General features: G+C 34.6%; 25 protein-coding genes. 20 read left to right on the top strand and 5 right to left on the bottom strand.

The window, feature by feature from the left end; genetic code table 11:
- The first annotated feature begins 33 nt into the window (after positions 1-33).
- The 6 genes from ACXAEY_RS24860 to ACXAEY_RS24835 all read left to right on the top strand — a co-directional run bounded on the left by ACXAEY_RS24860 (position 34) and on the right by ACXAEY_RS24835 (position 3,366).
- Positions 34-867 carry a hypothetical protein gene (locus tag ACXAEY_RS24860; RefSeq protein ID WP_474816186.1) on the top strand — a complete coding sequence of 278 codons (834 nt, stop codon included), beginning with the start codon at positions 34-36 and terminating at the stop codon, positions 865-867.
- Between the two features lie 66 nt (positions 868-933).
- Entirely contained in the window at positions 934-1,083 is a 150-nt protein-coding gene (locus tag ACXAEY_RS24855) for a hypothetical protein (protein WP_474816184.1), read from the top strand.
- 102 nt (positions 1,084-1,185) lie between these two features.
- Entirely contained in the window at positions 1,186-1,674 is a 489-nt protein-coding gene (locus ACXAEY_RS24850) for a hypothetical protein (RefSeq protein ID WP_474816183.1), read from the top strand.
- Between the two features lie 19 nt (positions 1,675-1,693).
- Positions 1,694-2,380, top strand: a complete 687-nt coding sequence (locus tag ACXAEY_RS24845; protein ID WP_474816182.1) for an HD domain-containing protein — start codon at positions 1,694-1,696, stop codon at positions 2,378-2,380.
- 47 nt (positions 2,381-2,427) lie between these two features.
- Complete coding sequence (locus ACXAEY_RS24840) at positions 2,428-2,778, top strand: RDD family protein (protein WP_474816180.1); 351 nt, start codon at positions 2,428-2,430, stop codon at positions 2,776-2,778.
- Positions 2,779-3,138: 360 nt separating this feature from the next.
- Complete coding sequence (locus tag ACXAEY_RS24835; RefSeq protein WP_474816178.1) at positions 3,139-3,366, top strand: hypothetical protein; 228 nt, start codon at positions 3,139-3,141, stop codon at positions 3,364-3,366.
- 541 nt (positions 3,367-3,907) lie between these two features.
- On the opposite strand, the gene ACXAEY_RS24830 is transcribed toward ACXAEY_RS24835, so the two are convergent.
- The gene (locus ACXAEY_RS24830; RefSeq protein WP_474816176.1) at positions 3,908-4,249 is read right to left on the bottom strand and encodes a hypothetical protein; all 342 of its coding nucleotides are present in this window, start codon (positions 4,247-4,249) and stop codon (positions 3,908-3,910) included.
- Between the two features lie 210 nt (positions 4,250-4,459).
- Between ACXAEY_RS24830 and ACXAEY_RS24825 the strand changes: the two genes are divergently transcribed.
- The 3 genes from ACXAEY_RS24825 (at position 4,460) to ACXAEY_RS24815 (ending at position 5,806) form a co-directional block, all read left to right on the top strand.
- The gene (locus tag ACXAEY_RS24825; protein ID WP_474816174.1) at positions 4,460-4,783 is read left to right on the top strand and encodes a hypothetical protein; all 324 of its coding nucleotides are present in this window, start codon (positions 4,460-4,462) and stop codon (positions 4,781-4,783) included.
- Between the two features lie 71 nt (positions 4,784-4,854).
- A complete protein-coding gene (locus ACXAEY_RS24820) occupies positions 4,855-5,235 on the top strand; it encodes a hypothetical protein (RefSeq protein WP_474816172.1) in 381 nt (126 codons plus the stop codon).
- Positions 5,225-5,806, top strand: a complete 582-nt coding sequence (locus ACXAEY_RS24815) for an RNA 2'-phosphotransferase (RefSeq protein WP_474816171.1) — start codon at positions 5,225-5,227, stop codon at positions 5,804-5,806. Before ACXAEY_RS24820 ends, ACXAEY_RS24815 begins: the two co-directional genes overlap by 11 nt.
- Positions 5,807-5,820: 14 nt before the next feature.
- Here the strand turns inward: ACXAEY_RS24815 and ACXAEY_RS24810 are convergent, their stop codons facing one another.
- The 4 genes from ACXAEY_RS24810 to ACXAEY_RS24795 form a co-directional block, all read right to left on the bottom strand.
- Positions 5,821-6,402, bottom strand: a complete 582-nt coding sequence (locus ACXAEY_RS24810; protein ID WP_474816169.1) for an SLOG family protein — start codon at positions 6,400-6,402, stop codon at positions 5,821-5,823.
- A gap of 99 nt (positions 6,403-6,501) precedes the next feature.
- Entirely contained in the window at positions 6,502-7,035 is a 534-nt protein-coding gene (ssb, locus tag ACXAEY_RS24805) for a single-stranded DNA-binding protein (protein WP_474816167.1), read from the bottom strand.
- A 103-nt stretch (positions 7,036-7,138) separates the two neighbouring features.
- Positions 7,139-7,768 (bottom strand): hypothetical protein, encoded by a 630-nt coding sequence (locus tag ACXAEY_RS24800; RefSeq protein ID WP_474816165.1) that lies wholly within the window; start codon positions 7,766-7,768, stop codon positions 7,139-7,141.
- A 33-nt stretch (positions 7,769-7,801) separates the two neighbouring features.
- Positions 7,802-8,461 carry a hypothetical protein gene (locus ACXAEY_RS24795; RefSeq protein ID WP_474816164.1) on the bottom strand — a complete coding sequence of 220 codons (660 nt, stop codon included), beginning with the start codon at positions 8,459-8,461 and terminating at the stop codon, positions 7,802-7,804.
- A gap of 29 nt (positions 8,462-8,490) precedes the next feature.
- On the opposite strand from ACXAEY_RS24795, the gene ACXAEY_RS24790 reads away from it, so the two are divergent.
- The 11 genes from ACXAEY_RS24790 (at position 8,491) to ACXAEY_RS24740 (ending at position 18,446) form a co-directional block, all read left to right on the top strand.
- A complete protein-coding gene (locus tag ACXAEY_RS24790) occupies positions 8,491-9,018 on the top strand; it encodes a hypothetical protein (protein WP_474816162.1) in 528 nt (175 codons plus the stop codon).
- Positions 9,019-9,030: 12 nt separating this feature from the next.
- Positions 9,031-9,390: a hypothetical protein gene (locus ACXAEY_RS24785; RefSeq protein ID WP_474816160.1), complete on the top strand. Its 360-nt coding sequence runs from the start codon at positions 9,031-9,033 to the stop codon at positions 9,388-9,390.
- A gap of 434 nt (positions 9,391-9,824) precedes the next feature.
- On the top strand, positions 9,825-10,469 hold the full coding sequence (locus tag ACXAEY_RS24780; protein WP_474816159.1) for a hypothetical protein: 645 nt from the start codon (positions 9,825-9,827) through the stop codon (positions 10,467-10,469).
- An 8-nt stretch (positions 10,470-10,477) separates the two neighbouring features.
- A complete protein-coding gene (locus ACXAEY_RS24775) occupies positions 10,478-12,943 on the top strand; it encodes an Athe_2463 domain-containing protein (protein ID WP_474816157.1) in 2,466 nt (821 codons plus the stop codon).
- A 144-nt stretch (positions 12,944-13,087) separates the two neighbouring features.
- Positions 13,088-13,525: a hypothetical protein gene (locus tag ACXAEY_RS24770; RefSeq protein ID WP_474816156.1), complete on the top strand. Its 438-nt coding sequence runs from the start codon at positions 13,088-13,090 to the stop codon at positions 13,523-13,525.
- A 223-nt stretch (positions 13,526-13,748) separates the two neighbouring features.
- Positions 13,749-14,825, top strand: coding sequence for a glycosyltransferase family 4 protein (locus ACXAEY_RS24765; protein WP_474816154.1), 1,077 nt, complete (start codon positions 13,749-13,751; stop codon positions 14,823-14,825).
- Positions 14,826-14,901: 76 nt separating this feature from the next.
- The gene (acpP, locus tag ACXAEY_RS24760) at positions 14,902-15,132 is read left to right on the top strand and encodes an acyl carrier protein (RefSeq protein ID WP_474816152.1); all 231 of its coding nucleotides are present in this window, start codon (positions 14,902-14,904) and stop codon (positions 15,130-15,132) included.
- A 167-nt stretch (positions 15,133-15,299) separates the two neighbouring features.
- On the top strand, positions 15,300-15,491 hold the full coding sequence (secE, locus tag ACXAEY_RS24755; protein WP_474816151.1) for a preprotein translocase subunit SecE: 192 nt from the start codon (positions 15,300-15,302) through the stop codon (positions 15,489-15,491).
- 46 nt (positions 15,492-15,537) lie between these two features.
- The gene (gene secY / locus ACXAEY_RS24750) at positions 15,538-16,821 is read left to right on the top strand and encodes a preprotein translocase subunit SecY (RefSeq protein WP_474816149.1); all 1,284 of its coding nucleotides are present in this window, start codon (positions 15,538-15,540) and stop codon (positions 16,819-16,821) included.
- A gap of 343 nt (positions 16,822-17,164) precedes the next feature.
- On the top strand, positions 17,165-17,833 hold the full coding sequence (locus ACXAEY_RS24745) for a DNA methylase N-4/N-6 (RefSeq protein ID WP_474816535.1): 669 nt from the start codon (positions 17,165-17,167) through the stop codon (positions 17,831-17,833).
- Positions 17,834-17,939: 106 nt separating this feature from the next.
- Positions 17,940-18,446 (top strand): hypothetical protein, encoded by a 507-nt coding sequence (locus ACXAEY_RS24740; protein ID WP_474816148.1) that lies wholly within the window; start codon positions 17,940-17,942, stop codon positions 18,444-18,446.
- Positions 18,447-18,644 lie beyond the last annotated feature (198 nt).

Genomic DNA, 18,644 nt, shown 5'->3' with positions numbered 1-18,644 from the left:
AGGTTAGCAATTACTTATAAAGAGGTGATATAGATGAAAAAAATATTTATAATCGGCTTCTCACTTTCTTTAATCTTGGTCGGGTGCGAAAAGAATGAATATGAAAAAGCGATAGATAGCGGTGAGCAAGCAGTGTTAAACGAGGACTATGAAAAGGCTTTGGATAGCTTCCAACAGGCTAAGGAATTAAAGCCTGGAGAACCTTTACCACTTCAAAAGATCGATTCAACAAATAATACCTATTATGCTTACCTTCTAGATAAAGGAGCAAAAGGTATGAAAAACTGGGATTACGAATTAGCAGTCAAATCGTATGAAAGAGCACTCAAAATTTCTGATGAAGATCCTTTGCTAAAATCCACTCATGAAAAAGCACAAAAGAAGTATAGCGAATATAAAATCATACTAGATTACGCTAAGTGGTATAAACCTATTCTTGAACAGGCTATAAAAATAAATGACGATTGGACAACTCTACACCAGAAAACCAATTTAGGAACCCTTGGTCAATCTGACGTCCATTCGAAAGCAAAGGAGTTTTTAAACAGCTCCACTGAGATGGTAAGGGCAGCTGAAAAGAAAGCATTCGAGATTAATCAGGAACTAACTGACACCCACTCTTCATTAATTGTTAAGTTAGAAGATTTGCAGAGTGACTCGCTGAGCCTTTACAACATGTCTAAACCTGGCGCCGACTTCAAGGTAGACTCCCTAGATAGATACCTAAATTCAATTAGCAAACAACAGACAGCTTATATAAAATCTCTTAATAGGCTAGCGCAAACACAGGAGTTAAAATTTGATTTTAATGCAGTCTCCAAAGATCTTAACAATGACATGCCTGATTCTGAAAAAGAAGGAGAATAGTTTTCTATTCTCTTTTTTTGCAGGGCATTAACAAATTATTTTAAACAATTGATGTAGAGGTGAAAAATGAAAACAAAAGAAGAGATGTGCAAAGAGCTTAGCGATATTTATCAAATGGATTTTAAAGAGTTAATGCGCCATAACGAGCGCCAAATCTATATGTTATACACAAGTTGCAAAGACGAAAAAACCGGTAATTTATCACGGTATAAGTAACACCTCTCAATTTGAGGTGTTTTTTTATACTCCTCCGCCCTTCCCTTTTCACTCCTCAATTCGTATACTGCTAAAAATTATGAGGGGAATTAGGTGATTAATTTGAACGAACAACACTCACTACTATCAAACTCTTACATGGAACTTGAAGAAGTTAAGATCCGAAACTTTAATCTATTCATTGAAGAATTAATTAATACTGGTTTACACGACTTTAAGAATGACAAGTCCTTGACGACCAAGAGAGTTAAAGCGAAACTATTAGACTTTAAAATCTCTCCGAATGTTAACTCGAACTATAACTTAACTTTATTAATTACCCTTTCCTCAGAGTACAGCCAGAAGACTTTCAATGTTCATTACTCAACATTTCGTCATCCATATATCTCAATTTATAGATTATTGGTGGCACTAACCGTTTATTATTCAGGATCGGAAATTAACAAGTTTGATATGAAAAAGACGATAATATTCACTGACCAAACAGACGAATCCGTCGAGCAAATTGAAAGAGGGTTAAAAAAGTATTATTTAGCAAAAAGGTTTTTTATTAGGTCGGGAAAGCGCATTAAAAAGATTGTTATTAAATAAAAAAGGAGTGACCGATTTATTGTTAAGTAGCAGAACAAAACACCTAGAGCACACGCTATCTGTATTGGGGTATAGTCGGTATGGTTTGAAGGCATTCGATTTAGTCATAGATGAAATGTGCGCAGAGAAAGGTTATACAAGACACAACGGAACTCATTACTATTACCATTTAATTGACGTTGCGCAAAAGCTCATTAATGAAGGTATAAATGATGAAGAGATCATTGCGGCAGCATTAATGCATGACCTTGTAGAAGATGTTGAAAAATACAGCATTTCTTGGATTGAAAAAGAATTCAACAAGAACATAGCGCATATGGTCGACTTACTAACTAAAAAGCCAGACGTCGATTATAAAAAAAATAAGAAAGAATTGACCAATTACTTAGACCTAATATATGAGAACGTGGGAGCAGCTCTTATTAAAACCGCTGATAGAATCCATAATTTCGGGACGCTAAAAGATGCGAGCGTTGAAAAGAAAAAGCGTTATGCTATGGAAACTGAAATGTACTTCTTTCCCTTTTTTAAGAAGTGCAGAAAGAGATATGTTCGATATGCTTCATTCTGGTTCCAAGCTAAAACGGAGATAGAACCACACCTTCGTGAGATTAACGAAAGGTACGAACAAGAGGAGAAGTTACTGAAAAGAATTAAATATCTTGAAAACCAACTATCAAAGTACCCTCCTGAGCCTCAACAGTAAATAACAACATTTGATAGTGAGTAAGAAATATACGAAGGAGGCATTTTATGTTTTTGAGGAGATTCATTGCATTTGTGTTAGATATGTATGTACTCACTTTTACGACTTTCATATTTTACATACAAATCTCAAAATCATTCCCACCATTTGAAGAGATACCAGGTGATTACGTTGTCCAACCTATTACATTAACATTGGTAGTAATTTTCTTTCTCAGTATATATCTTATCTACTTTAGCGCATTTGAAGGTTCTAAATTAAGAAAGACACCTGGAAAACATATAATGAAAATCGAACTCATCACTGCATCGGGATTCAGAAATAGATTGAGAGAGATATCACTGAAGTTGATATCCTTCGGCATTTATAAAGGGACTGGTATTGAAAAACGGTTATGACTAAAAAGTGATCTGTAGTTGCAACTAGGGGAGGACTTAAATGCTTGGACATAGAAAGAAATCGAATATTAGAAGAACTGAAATTGAACTGGATGGTATTTCGTGCGAGATAATAACCAACGGTAATGAAGGTTGTATACATTATAATGATGAAGAGATTCCCTTTGTAATCTACCAGAGAAAGGTTTACTATGCTCACAATGATGATTCCCTAAGGAGCTTTTTATCATATAAATTCGATGGCATCATTCGAACGACTCAAATTGAGAATAGAACTTCACACCTACAATAAAACTAAATATTGTAAAAACATATGTTTTTGTTATAATTTACTTAGTTTGAACTAAGTGAGGTGTGATAATGAAATTCAAAGCGAGCTTCGCCTCAATTCATGATTTATGGGAAGAAGAAATTATCGCTAAAAACCAGTTTGATGCTATACAAAAAGCGCGAACTATCGCTGAAAATTACGGCAAAAGAAAAGAATTAGAGGTGTTGTATTCTATACACAGTGTAAGAGCTTTATACTGGACTCAAGATTATGGTAAAGAAGCACATGAAATACCTACATATGAGAAAATAATTTAAAAAAACGAGTGCGATGTCTATCACCTCGTTTTTTTTCATGCTCTGCTTCTACATAATTTTTCTGAGTTTCCCCGAACATCCAAATTACCATTTATGAACACATATTTTAATGATTCTTTTGCAATTGCACCAAATAGCAATATTAGAAACACAGACTTAATTGCGATGATAAATAAAAAACCACCATCTGTCTTTGGAATAAAGAAGAGAAACTTCCCAATCTCCACGATAGTAAGGGTCCCATATATTATTCCTAATAAGAACATACTCCACCTAGACTTAAATAATATGAAGAACGAGCACAGGAGAAGTAACAAACCTACAATTAACATGGGAAAGTGATAATAATAAGGGAATGAATCTCCCATAAATACATAAGGGTTTTGATAAATAAATGCATATGTAGCGATATATAGATAGATTACACTGTGTACGAATACAATAAAGCTATTAGTTTTTAGATCCACGTTTCCACCTCTTACGTTTATTACGATTATTATTAGAGATTCCTTAGAAAGAAAAAAGACGCAAATTAGCGCCTCTAATTGTTTACATAGTTTCTTATTTTTTCTTTGAAAGACCTTCTTTTCATATTGCTTTGAAAGATGTCTTTTTTTGAAGAAGTTTCTACTTCTGTTTGTTTGGGAGATCGAACCTCTTCAGTTGAAGTTGCAGCTTCTTTCTTATTTAATTTTATTTCTTTATCTGATACTTCGGTCTTTTCAGTTACCTCTACAAACTCAGAAGACTCTTTATTCTCAGGCTCACTCTGATTTTCGAAGGATTTTTGAAACTCTAATCTTTCTTCTCTTTCCTTTTTCTTTTCCAACCTCTCATTCTTTTTATATTCCATAGTGTATTTAGCAATGTTCCATAATCCCATAGCTAACGCTCCCTCTTTTTCTATTATTTATAACCTATTTTTATATAATTGCAACTCAGAATGTGTATCACAATCAATACATTAGCATACTAGCTTAAACAGCATAACTAAGATTTTCTATTATTCCTGTTTGCACTTCACAGAAACTTCAATTAAGAAAAAATAATGTCTATACTATATAAACCAAATTTACGAAATGGGGATTATTCCATGAAAACACTCTTAAATTTAAAGCATGTATCTTTGATCGAGAACTCTCTTGTAGAAATTGACGATGACCTCAGAAATAATTATGAAGAGTTAAGAGTCAAAACTGGAATTTACACAAAAGAATTGTCTTTCTATAATAAAGCCCCCTGGTATAAGAAAGTCTCTTTGCAGAATCCAATAAGATCTCCTCTAATTAAAGAATTGGAGAGCATTAATCTTTCCATCGATAAAATTAAAGAAAGACAAGATTTATTCTCAGTATTGAAAAAAGCTTTGGAGTCTGGAGAGACCATAGAAGTCGATTTGAAAAAAATAAATCTTTAATTGAAATATACATATAGGTGATCTAAAATTATAATTAAATATATGTTTTTATTTAATTGGGGGAACAATTTGTGTTTAATAAATTTCTTTTTATTACAGCCGTATTTTTGTTAGGAATAACCGTATCTAGTCTGACCGGTGTCTCAGTTGCCTCCGAAGAAAAATTGTATTCTGCACTACCTTCAAAGGACTACCAAATTGAAAGAAAGCCCCTTGAGACGGATAGAACTCTTTTAGAGTATGAGCGCAGTGAAACTCTTAAAAGCATTCTAACTGCTTTAGACGGAAGAATCGATGAACTAGATGAACAGATCCAATCTGGCACTCTATCCAACCAAGAGGTACATATATTAACAATTGAGAAGCGATTCAATCAAGAAAAGTATGACGGATACAAACAAGAACTTCAATTTTTACAACAAGGAGCTTCAGCTACGCCCAATGACAAATAGTAAGAGAGATGTACGTAAACTTAGCACCTTTATGACTAGAATACTCCGCCACGAGCCCACAAAATTTGGAGTTTCTGTAGATGAATTTGGCTATACCTCAATCCCTTCACTTGTTTCATCGATGAAAAACCAAACCTATTGGAGCGGACTTAAGGTAGAAGATATATATGAAGTAGTAAAAAAATGTGATAAAGGTAGATATACAATTACAGGAGAACTAATAAAAGCTAATTACGGTCATTCGTTTCCTGTTAAGCAAACCGATTCACATAAAGAATTACCCCAAACACTGTATCATGGTTCTAACGATAAATCGGTTCAATCCATTATTGGAAAACGAGAAGGGATTAAACCTATGAATCGGCAAAGTGTTCACCTTTCAGAAGAATGGGATTTTGCATGTGAAGCCGCATCAAGAAGAAAGAATCCAATAGTTTTAGTAATCAATACAAAGTTAGCCATAACATTTGGAGTAACCTTCACTCATGCAAATAATGGTGTTTGGTTAAGTACCACAATTCCTCCTGAATCAATTCAAGAAACCATAAGTATTAAAAAAATTGGTGATTAAACTTCACCAATTTTTTAGATTGCTCCCTTTCTTTCATAATTATTGTAAGGATCTAAAATAATTAATTCCCTCTTCTCTTTTTTCGCATAATCGATACAATTCTTGGTGCCACTTTTGCTTCCATTATATACTCCTAACAAAATATCAATATGATCTACTATGTATTCATTTCTCTTCTGCATCTTCTCTTTTTTGTACTTACCAATTTCACTTACTTTAGCATTTACACATTTGTATTCACTTAGAGTATCAGTGTAAACAACTTGATCAGCTGTATTCACTATATGTTTATACCTTTGCCTGTCTTTAGGGTTCCATTTCTTATCTTGGTCACTAAAAGGAACCGCCAAAATGTTCTTGATATCAAGCTCAGGGTACTTCATCTTGTACTGATGGACTAGCACATATGCTAATTGATCTATTCCTAGAGCTCCTCCCGATATAAAGGTTCGAACTTTATAATCCTTTATCAATTCTCCAATACGCTTTGACAATACCTTGCAGCATTTCTTTACTTCTGAATCCTCCCATGAGTATGTTCCAAATAGGAGTTTTGGTCTGTGTCCTGTGAATCCCGCAACTAGATATTTCTCCAACTTAAAACCCCCTTCAACTCTTCTGTAGAAAAAAACCACAATAGATATTGTGGTTTGTACTTATTTACTTTAGTTAGTTAATTCTTTAACGCTTTACTTTTAGAAAGGAAGGTCATCATCAGATATGTCTATTGGTTGATTATCAGATGCGAATGGGTCATCTCCAAAGTTTGAGTGGTTCTTGTTATTTTGATTTTGACCATTATTTTGACCTTGTGGTTTGCCAGAGTTCCTTTGTCCTCCTTGGTAAGATGAACCGCTTGCTCCTCCACCATTACCATTACCATTACCGTTACCCTGACCATTCTTTGAACCTTTAGGTTCAAGGAACTGCACACTTTCTGCCATCACTTCTGTAACAAAAACTCTTTGCCCTTGGCTGTTATCATACGAACGCGTTTGAACTCGTCCATCTACACCTGCCAGACTTCCTTTTTTCAAGAAGTTTGCAGCATTTTCAGCCTGTCTTCGCCAAACAACTATATTGATAAAGTCTGCTTCGCGATCACCTTGCTGATTTGTAAATGGTCTATTCACCGCCAAAGTGAAGTTAGCAACTGCTACCCCATTTGGCGTGTAACGCAATTCTGGGTCTTTTGTTAAACGCCCAACTAAAATAACTCGATTTAACATAATAACACTCTCCTTAAATTTTCTCTTTTTCTCATTGTAATACAAAATATTATTTTTTAATATAAAAGTTTAATATTTTTGAGAGCGTGAAAAAAGAGGCATTTTATGCCCCTTTTAATACTTTATTATCTTTTCTTATTAGTGTACTGACCATTTCCACCAACTTCTTTTTTTCTTCATATTTAAAACGAATATGCTTTATATCTTTTTCGCTTTTGGAAATGCCCCAATCAACCCCTACATAATATTCTCCGGTTTTTTCATTTGTAATTAGTATAAGTGACTCTCTATTCCTGGTACTGATCAATACGTTATCTACTATCAACCCTTGTTCAGAAAGTCTTAGTTCTATTTCCTGCCTAACGGTAAGCTTATTTGATTGCATTTGCTTTGGAATTTCACCCCAAGTTACAATGCCTAAATCGTAGAATGTTCTTTGAGCAAACTTTTCAAATTCCAAAACAGCAACTTCGCTTTTCACTGAGATCACCATTTTTTCGCTTGAGAGCTTATTGGTTGTCGGTACTACTATTTCTTCAGTAAGCATGCCTTCTGTATACTTGAATCCATAATCTACTTTTGAGTTATCATTTATTTCTATTTTCGATAAACAACTCTGCATAGATATATCACCTATGGTCACTTCAGCCAATTGGAAATTATTAATGAAATTTGCAATCCTAATATTTTGCAGTGCTCTCCATTCAATTTTAAAGGGTGTTTGAAAGTCCATTTAGAATCTCTCCTTGAATTTTTTAGGATTATATCACGGTTTTATAAGCCTTAATTTAAATTTCGAGCTTTTCTTCTTGATAAACCTCCAGATTATGACCAGCAAAATAAATGCATTTGCTGCACCAGACAAATGTGAGTATATCCAACAAAGAAATACCGCAAGAACAAGATGAAACATGACGGTTTTTCTTGTCATATATGTGATAAATGATAGACTAGCTGAAATTAATGGGATATAAAAAACGAATTCCACAGCATTAATATCCATCAGATACCACCAGAATGAGATAAAAATAAATATTTTTATAAAGAGTGCTAATAAGCCAGCCCAAGGACGCCCTTTATGTTTTTTTACAGAGGCTAAACCTTTTTCCCTAACCTCTTGAAGCTGCGCACTATTTAATTTAGAGAAGGTTTTAGTGAAATTCATAAATCTTGTTACTGTTGGTTTGTTATCATTCTCGATCTTTTCATCTTCTTTCTGGTGCTTTTCAATAATCACTTCCATATCACTTAATATTGCTTCCCTCTTTACCTTCTCGAACTTTCTATATCTATCTACTGTGTATTCGACCACTATATAAATTAAAGAAAAGATTAATACAATTCCATACCAACCGATTACAGGTTCTAAAAATGCAGTAAATGAGTTATATGTTTCCATTAAATATTTGAATAATGTTTCTATCAAATCCATCCCTCCCTATAGGAGGTTCTTTCATGAATCGTTTTTTCTTTTGTAAAGGAGCCATAATTATGGAGAAACACATATTAATCATTACGAATAGTAATTTTTTCACTGTTTTATCTCAAAAATTTTTAAGTAGCGCATTTTCTTACAGCCTTCTAAATGTCAGATACCAGAATGAGGGCATGTCGAATGAGGCGCATTTTATCCAACAAACAAAAGAACTATTTCAAACTAAATTAGTATCATCAGGTGCTCTAACAAATAAGTATAATTTTTCATTTGGAGAAACCTTGGCACACCGGATTTCTTCTGCAATTAGTAATGACAAACCTAGGCTAATCTTGTATGAGATGAAAACATTTGAGGACTCTGAGTGGTTAGTGTTGAAATACATAAAAAAGAATTTTGGACTTCCTGTTGTCGTCCATCCTGGTAAGGATGTAGATACACAACAAGTGGATTTGCTATTAGAATTGGGCGTTACGGAGATTATCATGGATCTTACTGAATCCTCCCTAAGGCAGACCACTAAAAGAAACTTAACGAATCAGGTATAAGGAGTGAGTACATTGTTTTATGATGAGAATAGTATGAAAGATATGATTAAAGTTAGTTCCCAAAGAAAAGAATATACCTCATATTTAGTGATTGGGGAGTTCTTCGGTAAGGAGAATGCTGACGACAGTTCTCTCATTTCATATTTGGAACAATGGTCAGACATTGTGAAAGGAACTTTAGGGGCTATGGATGCAGGATATATCTTAAATCGAGGTAATATTTTGGTCTTGATTCACGATAATAATAAGAAGAAATTTGAAGATATCATTAATAAAACATTCGTAACATCTACAGAACAGACATCAGGACTAAGGTCCTCCTTACTCGCTTTGCAAAAGGAAGATATAACTATTCTTTCATCTTTGCTTTAACTAAAATCAATATTTAGCTTACAGACCAACAAGAACCCACAAAGGACCATTTCCTTTTGTGGGTTCTTATTTTTTTTGCGAATCTTATGGTACAATTAACGTACCCTAATCTCGGGTAGCATAACATTTTTGCCCTCTCAAATAATATCCAGAGAGGGCTTTTTTTGTTCCGCACACGAATTCCAGAGCCTACTAATAAAACCTCCAATTGACTTTAGACTTTCACCTTTGCACCGTACACTTTCTCCCTTTCACCATTACACTATATAATTTCGAGTATTCACTATCTCTTTCTATTGTTTTGTGATCGTATTTAGTTTACTTTTCCCTAAGTCAAACAAGCCTCTCAAACCTAGAGAAACCGTGTAGTTAAGTTCCAAAAAAAACTTGATATTTCGGTATTTTCTATTAGTATATCGACGAGGTGATTAAAAATGAAAAAGATATTCCTTATTTTAATTTCTACCATATTAATTGTTCCCCAGTTTTCTTATGCTGCAGATCCTGAAGAAGACGTTTGGACACTGACCGATGAAGTATGGGATGGTGCAGGTATTTCTCGAACATATATTAATGAAGATGAGAAACAATATTATCTCTTCTTACCGGTCCCAGAAAAGAGTATCAAAACAATTTCTTCAAGCGATAACTCATTATTAGAAGCTAAGAAGGTTCTTGCACTGGCATATGTCCAACACGATTTCAACGAGAGACTTTCCGAGTTAATGAATGATTATATCCTACCCTACAATGCGAATCCTGGTATCTCTGATGAAATAAAGAAATCCTTCAATGAAGATGAAAATGAAATTTACTCTTATATCGATAAAAATATTGAGGAACCCATAAAATTTGCTCTTGATGAAAAGACATTTGGAAACTTCTCTGATCGTATTCCAAACTTCGATGAAATTAACGAGGTTAGTTTCAAATCAGTTAAAGATTATGTAGATAATTTTAACCCCCACACATTTGATGATGGAAAACATGAGATTTCTAATAACTTTTTGTATTTCGGAATTATACTTTTAATAATGATAGGTTTTCTTGTCTTGTATATAAAAAAATCAAGGAGGTGATTTAATTGATGAGAAAAATTGTTTATTTTGGTTTTGTCACTGTGATGACCGTCCTTTTATCTCCTCAACTTTTAACAAAGGCTGATAACTCAACAGATTCATTAGACAGACTAATATCATGTAGTCCTTCTTTAGCTGAAACAGATTATTATAGGATAGAAAACAATTGGCAGTCTCATTTATCTAAAATGGGCATGCCTGCAAGTATAAACGTTAGCGGAAAAACGCTAAAAGCAAATAAACAACAGTTTCTAAATTATTGTGAAATCGTTTATGGTACACCATACGATGTTAATGCAACAAGTAACAAGCAACAGCAGTGGAAATACGATTCAAACGGTGAACTACAACCTGTTTATTCGGGTTACACCGAAAACGGTATTTTATATAATAATTGGAGATTCCCTGATACATATGATTATGAGACTTGGACAAGGGATGCCGATTGGACATACCGACCATGGGACACAAGTACAGATACTTACGCCAGCCAAATGGCTCAATATAAAGGTAGCCGAGCTGAATACGAAACTCCTCCACCAAGAGCACCAAGCTATGCATCGCCAACATACCCTGGATTTTCACGTATCGATGAATTAAACAGAGCAGTAGATAGGTTTTATGTAAAACATAATGCTTCAGGTAGTAGCAACCCACGAGGTTACTTCACACTTGCTCCGAATTCGCAGGAGGGTGTAACACTTACTGGTAACAACCTAAACAATTATGCGAGTGCTTATTTATTCCCAACCAAATATTCGCCAGGTATCTTTACGATGTACTCACATGCTCCAGATGGTGTATATCGATATACTAACTATACAATTCCAGCTCATAAAAACCCTATGCTAGATCGAGATTTAGCGATTGACCCTACATACTTCTCAATAAACCCTACCGCCCCAGAGCATACCAACAAACCAATAAGCTCTATCTCTATTAGAATTTTAAATAACGGAATGACTACAGAGGAAGATGTAGAATTGCATTACGGTTTTAATGGTACCGAATATTGCACAACATTCGATATCGATGAATATAGCGCTTCGAAAATCATCAACTTAACAACAGGACAAAAAACATGTAGCAATACATCAAACACAGAGCCACTTAAGTACCATAAAACGAATAAAAGAACTTCAAACGTTCCATTTAAAGCTGAGATCAATCCAACTAATACAAATCCCATAGATGAAACGAATACGGCAAATAACTCTTCCCAATGGAATGTACAAGTTAATAACCCTAACGCTAAAGTGTTTGTGAAAGCTCATGATAAAGACAATATCGAAGTACATGTTCACAATAATATGATAAAAAGAATCAATTCAACGTGCCCTGCTACTAGCGCAAGTCACGAAGTTTGTTTAGGTAGTGGCAACCCTACTCAAGCTAGAGTCCAAGTTTACGATACCAAGTGGACTTCGACTACTTCAGATGATGTTAAGGTCTATGATGAGCCTCTAAGCTTCTCTAATGTAAATGCAGTTGACCCTTATAGCGGTCATCAAACGTTGGAAGTATCTACGGATATAAAAAACAAGCTTGGTAGTAGCATTACGGATCCACAGAGATTCATTAAATATAGAGTAGACACTACTTTGCCTTACTACATGGACGAAGTTGATTTTAATGGGAGTAGCATGTATGCAGATAATCAAGACGACGACTTCTTTGTTGTAAAACCGCCATTGCTTGCATTTGATACATGTCGTGATGCTCCGTCAACATACGACGTTATAGCCACTGGAACCAGCGACCTTCATAAAATGTGTATCGGGAAGTACCCTAAATTCCCATCCACATATGCTGAAGGTGGAATGGGGACGTACTTCTTTGCTAAATACAGGTTCTTCCCACTTCCTATGCCTAAATACAGTGTCGACAATCTAGGCAACGATGATCAGAGCTTAACGTTATTAGAAGACAACAACTCTATAAGTGAACATAATTCTTATCTATTCTATCCTACAAGTCCTAAGAAGACTTCTAGCCCGACACACAATTTAAAAGATTTACCAGGTCCTTATGTAGATGATGGACATTATACTTACCGAGGAAGAATGTTCCCTACGTCAGCATCATTTAGTTTCGATATCAAGTCGATAAACACCAAAGAAGACGGTACGGAAGTGCCATCAACTGTAGCTATTGGACAAATTAGTTATACGATACCAAATAGTTGTTACGACCAAGCAAACTTAGATATAGAACATAAAAAAGGTTGTGATGAAATTACATTCTTCTTACCTAACACCGAAGAAAATATGCAAGACAGACCAGTAGACTATACTAGTGACAGCATAAATTATAGAACCAATCAGATCACTGATACGAAGATACCATTCCTAAACTCTGGTAAACACACTTTTGAACTATCAGCATATGAAAGACAAGAGTATCGTTATCAACATTGGACAGATAATGATGTATGGTCTTCTCCGCAGTGGTACGGTGTTCAAATAGACCAATAAGGGTGCACAAGGAAGAGAATAATATTCTCTTCCTTGTTTTTGTTTGAGGTTTAACTGAAAAAACCATAAAAAAAGATACACATAATTTATTAACAGTTTATCTATTTCGGTTATAATTCAGAAAAATTATAAGGGAGGGATATTATGGCTGAATTTTTATCGAGTAATATAGGCACAATCCTCTTATTTCTAATTGGATTTATAGTTTTCACTTTTTTACTTAAGGTCGCATTCCGAATCGCAATTATTTTAGGTATTGTTGCTGCCACGTTAATATTCGTTTTCAATTTCTCACCAAAAGAGGTGCTTAATATAGGCAAAGACGCCAGCGAATACACTTTAAATGGAGCGAACGAATTGTACACGAAAACGATTGAACCGATTATTGATAAAGAAATACAAAGTGCTACATACACGGTTAATGACGAAGGCGATTATACAATCTCCTCGAATAGCATAAAAATCATTGGGAAACAAAATGAAGATACAGCTAAAGTAATCTATAAGGAAAAGGAATATGAGATTAGCGTTAAAATGCTTAACCAATTCCTCGAAAAAAACAATAACATACCTACTATCTAAAAATGAACGGGCAAATCGAACTCGTTCCACTCAAAATAGTGATATTTAGTCCACTTCTTAGTGGGCTTTTTTATGTTAAGAAACAGGACTTATTATATTTTTTTGGCAACAAGCTTTATCAATACTATCAGCATATATTTCTCAGTTCTTCTTTTATCAGACCGGTATAGAAAAACATTATTTAAATCGAAATTTGATAAATATCTTTTAGGTTAGGTGAAATATGAATGAATACATAGTTGGTTTATCCTTAGCCATTTTAGTAAGTGTTATCTTAACACCTTTGATTAAATTAATTGCTCTGAAAGCGGGAATAGTTGATAATCCTAACAAGCGTAGAGTACATACAATTCCCACTCCTCGTCTTGGGGGTTTTGCCATATATGTAAGCTTTATAACAACTTACTTATTGGTAGAAATCATATATGACCCGATTACAAGCAATATAGTAATGGGGTTATTAATTGGAAGTACGATCGTTGTTTTGACGGGTATTATTGATGATGTTATTCAGCTCACACCTTTGTTGAAGTTATTTGGACAGGTCCTAGGAGCTGCAGTATTAATAAGTTTTGATATTCAGATTCAATCAATACATATCCCATTTTATGAAGGGCAGTTCGAACTTCATTATCTTAGTATCCCCATCACCATCCTTTGGGTTGTTGGTATTACAAATGCAATTAACTTAATCGATGGGATGGACGGTTTGGCAGCGGGAGTCAGTGGCATTGCGTCATTTTCATTATTCCTAGTTTCCTTACTAATGGGGAATTCTATCGTGTCCCTCCTTGCATTAATTTTATTCGGATCCGTACTAGGTTTCTTAAGATATAACTTCCACCCTGCCAAAATATTTATGGGCGATACAGGTTCTTTGTTCTTAGGCTTTTGCCTTGCAACACTATCTCTGTTAGAGCTCAAGCAAGTGGCGGTCCTATCATTCCTAGTACCTATATTAATTTTAGGAATCCCTATCTCTGATACCCTCTATGCAATAATTAGAAGGAAACTTGCAGGAGAGCCAATATCACAACCAGATAAACAACACCTTCACCACAGGCTGCTTGAAATTGGATTCTCTCAGAAACAGACAGTATTTATTATTTATGGATTTAGCATGATTTTTGCATTATTAGCCATTATTCTTACGAAATTAGCGTTTTGGGTTTCTGTAATTGTTCTAATATTTTACTTGCTTGTATTTCAACTGATTGCAGAATTATTAGGGATGTTATCTGAGAATCACAAACCATTAATAAAACTTGGTAATAAGCTAAAAAAATTAATATATAAATAAACGTGTCTGTATAACCTTCCTTTTCATATTTTGAGCGGTTATACTTCAAAGGAAATTAATAAAGGAGGAATTAGCAATGTCAAATACACTTGATATTATTAAAAAAGTAGTCGTAGACAGATTGGGAGTTTCTGAGGAAGAGGTAAAACCTGAAGCTTCTTTTAAGGATGACCTTGGTGCAGATTCGCTTGACGTAGTTGAACTTGTTATGGAGCTTGAAGATGAATTCGATACTGAAATCGCTGACGAAGATGCAGAAAAAATGGCAACAGTCGGCGACGTAATTAAATACATTGAATTTAAGTAACTTACCTTAACTATTTAAAATAAACAGGTACGGTTTTGTGGATACACATTCCACAATCCGTACCTGTTTTGTTATATAGGCAACTAAGTCAAATTATTGTTTACAAATTTACTTATATATAGAGGATTTTTAAACTTATCTCACCATTTTCTAATGAGGTGAATGTCATGATTAAGAAACCTATGCTATTTTTGCAGAATGTTCGTGATGAATTGAAAAAAGTAAGATGGACAACAAAACAAGAACTAGTTTCGTATGCATTGACAGTAGGAGTCACTGTATTGCTAATGACACTGTTCTTTGCTTTTAGCGATTATCTTATCTCCAACTCAATTCGTTATATTTTGAAATGGTTCTAATGGGTCGCTATTGCGACTTTTTACGCTTTAGAAGGGATGATGTTTAATGATTTCTCAAAACCAGTCTGGGAATCTAAAGAAGAAAATTATTTTTACTTTAAGCTTATTGTTTTTATATCGAGTTGGTAGCTTTATACCTGTACCAGGTGTAAATAGTCACGTTTTACAATCTTCATTAGGCAATAACGACCTATTCGGTTTTATGAACACATTTTCTGGAGGATCTCTCCAGAACTTTTCAATATTTGCAGTAGGAATAATGCCTTACATAACAGCATCTATCATAATCCAACTTCTTCAACTTAACCTATCCCCTACCTTGAAAGAACTATCTGAACAAGGTGCAAAAGGACAAGAGAAAATTAAGAATATTACTAGAGTTGCAGCTTTAGGAATCGCTTTGATTCAGTCTATCGCCCTCTCTTTTGGCTTTAACAACATGTTCCCTGGATTGATACCTGACCCTTCCCTAGGAACTTACGCATTAATAGCTATAACCTTGACTTTAGGTACTGGTATCTTACTAGTAATGGGCGAACTAATAACGAATAAAGGGTTAGGTAACGGAATCTCAGTAATTATTTTTGCAGGAATCCTAGCCGGCTTCCCTAATGCATTACAACAATTCTACTCACTTGAGTTCCAAAATTTAAATGATGGAACATTTTATCCTATCGCAAAGTTAATAATTATTGTGCTCATCATACTATTGATGACTCTTGTGATCATCTATATTCAGGAGTCTTATAGAAGAATTCCTATTCACTACTCTAAACGCAGCACAGCCGATACGTTTTCTACTGCGGAAGCGACTTTCATTCCAATCAAGATTAACACTGCTGGGGTAATCCCTGTTATTTTTGCAGTCGCTATTATGATGTCTCCAGTTACAATAGCTCGGTTTTTCCCTCATAACAATATAGCGATTTGGATTTCCAACAATCTAAACTACACCCAACCAATCGGAATGACCATTTATTCCATCTTGATAATGGCTTTTGCTTTCTTCTATGCATTTGTACAAGTGAATCCTAAGAAAATGGCTGATGACATGCATAAGAACTCTGGTTACATCCCAGGAGTACGACCAGGCGAAAAGACAAGAAAGTTTATTACTCATGTTTTAAAACATATAACGTTTGTCGGCGCACTATTCTTGACGGGTGTATCGATTTTGCCTTTGATTATCACTTCTATTACATCAATGCCTCAGCAACTAATGATCGGAGGACCTACATTAATTATCGTAGTAGGAGTAGCTTTAGATATTGCAAAGCACATCAAACAACATAAAGTGAAACGCCGTTACAAAGGCTTTATGAACTTCTAATACAGGCTATAAGCCTGTATTTTTTTGTGTTTTTTTATACCCTCTCTTTTTTCCGTGGTACTATTTTTGAAACAATCAATACATTCCTAAGGAGGAAACAATTATGAACAGTAGTATTATGAATTTTCCAAACTAAGGTAAGTACGGAAACAATCGTTATCCAGGTAATTGCAGCGGTTATGTAATCCTAGAACTCCTTAAACACTATCAGCCAAAGAAATTTGTTGAAGTTTTTGCGGGTGGAGGTACTGGAGTTGACGTAGCTCAATCACTTGGAATGGATAATAGCCTTCATTTAGATTTGAATCCTAAATACGGAGGTTGGAATGCTTTAAAAGACGATATGCCAGTGGGTAGTGATTTTGTGTTTTCGCACCCTGCTTACCACGATATCATTACTTATTCAGGTAACGCTTGGGGAAATGAACCTCATCCTGATGATCTCAGTCGTTGTGGTTCTTATGAAGAATTCGTGAAAAAACTTGATCACATTAATGCTAAGATCTATTCAAGTCTTCGAAACGGTGGGAAGCATGCCATTTTAGTCGGAGATGTTCGTAGAAAAGGAGAATATTTTTCTATTATTAAAGATATGAACTGGGTAGGGGACGTAGAATCGCACATTGTTAAGGTCCAACACAACACTCGTACAGGAAACAAATCATATGGGAATAACAAGCTAATTCGAATCGATCATGAGCATCTACTTGTATTTAAAAAGAACGATGTTTGGTCAATCCCTGTAGCTGTAACAAGAAAGGTTGAACAAAGTTTGAAAGATTCAACACTTCCTTCTTGGAGAGATATCGTACAATCTGCAATGGAAGACCTCGGAGGCAAAGCAAACCTCCATGAGTTATACCATATTATCGGAGGGACTAAAAAAGCTAAAAACAACCAGAATTGGCAAGCTAAAGTACGCCAAACTCTACAAAGAGGAGATGAATTTTATCCAGTTCGTAGAGGATTTTGGGGACTAACATTTAGTGAAAAAATGAGAACAGCCATTTAATAGTGATGAAGAGTGCTCAGCACTCTTTTTTTGTAATGATTTTGAGAGGAGTTAAAAAATTTCTATTACATAGTGTTTTAGCGTCAGCATATTAAGGGGGATAATCATGAAAACAATTTATATGACACTGTGTATTATAGGTTTAGCTATTACCATTAGCTTCTCTCTTTCACTCGATGAATCAACAGATACTAAGACAAATCATGAAAATAACAATAGCGGAGACGTCGTTTCTAATAAAGGCGAATACAAAGTTGTTTCAGATATAAAAGATGGCAAGTCACAAGGCGTAAATATTCCTACTTATTATCAAACATCCTTTAGAACAGGGGATGTACTTTTCGAGGCTATACCTGCCAAGTTCGAGAGTACCAATACTCCTTCTAATAAAGAATTTATATTTAATGGCTATGTAAATTCAAATACAATATTAATCACTAAGCGCGATATTTCTCACAATATAGAAACTCCACTTTACTTCCACATTGAAGGTAGAACAATCGTTTCTCTTCCCCTAGATGGAAAGCATGTGAAATTTCGAGTTCTCTACCTAAATCAAGAAGACCAAGAAATACACCTTGAATTTGTTAATGAAGATACAAAACAGAAATAACAAAAAAGGTAGTTAGATAATCATCTAACTACCTTTTATAGAAAATTGTTTATTAGTTTGAGCCAACCAAATAGCGAGATCCAAAGAATTCCGCTAAACAAAAGTCCCCAAAACATTCCTATTGCAAAGTTACCTTCATGTTCCAAATAAGACACCTCAGTTTATTAATTTAACATAAATGCTTTGGGAATATAAAAA

It is taken from the genome of Anaerobacillus sp. ABA4_114, from assembly GCF_056159065.1.
This window is presented reverse-complemented; position numbering and strand designations above follow the sequence as displayed.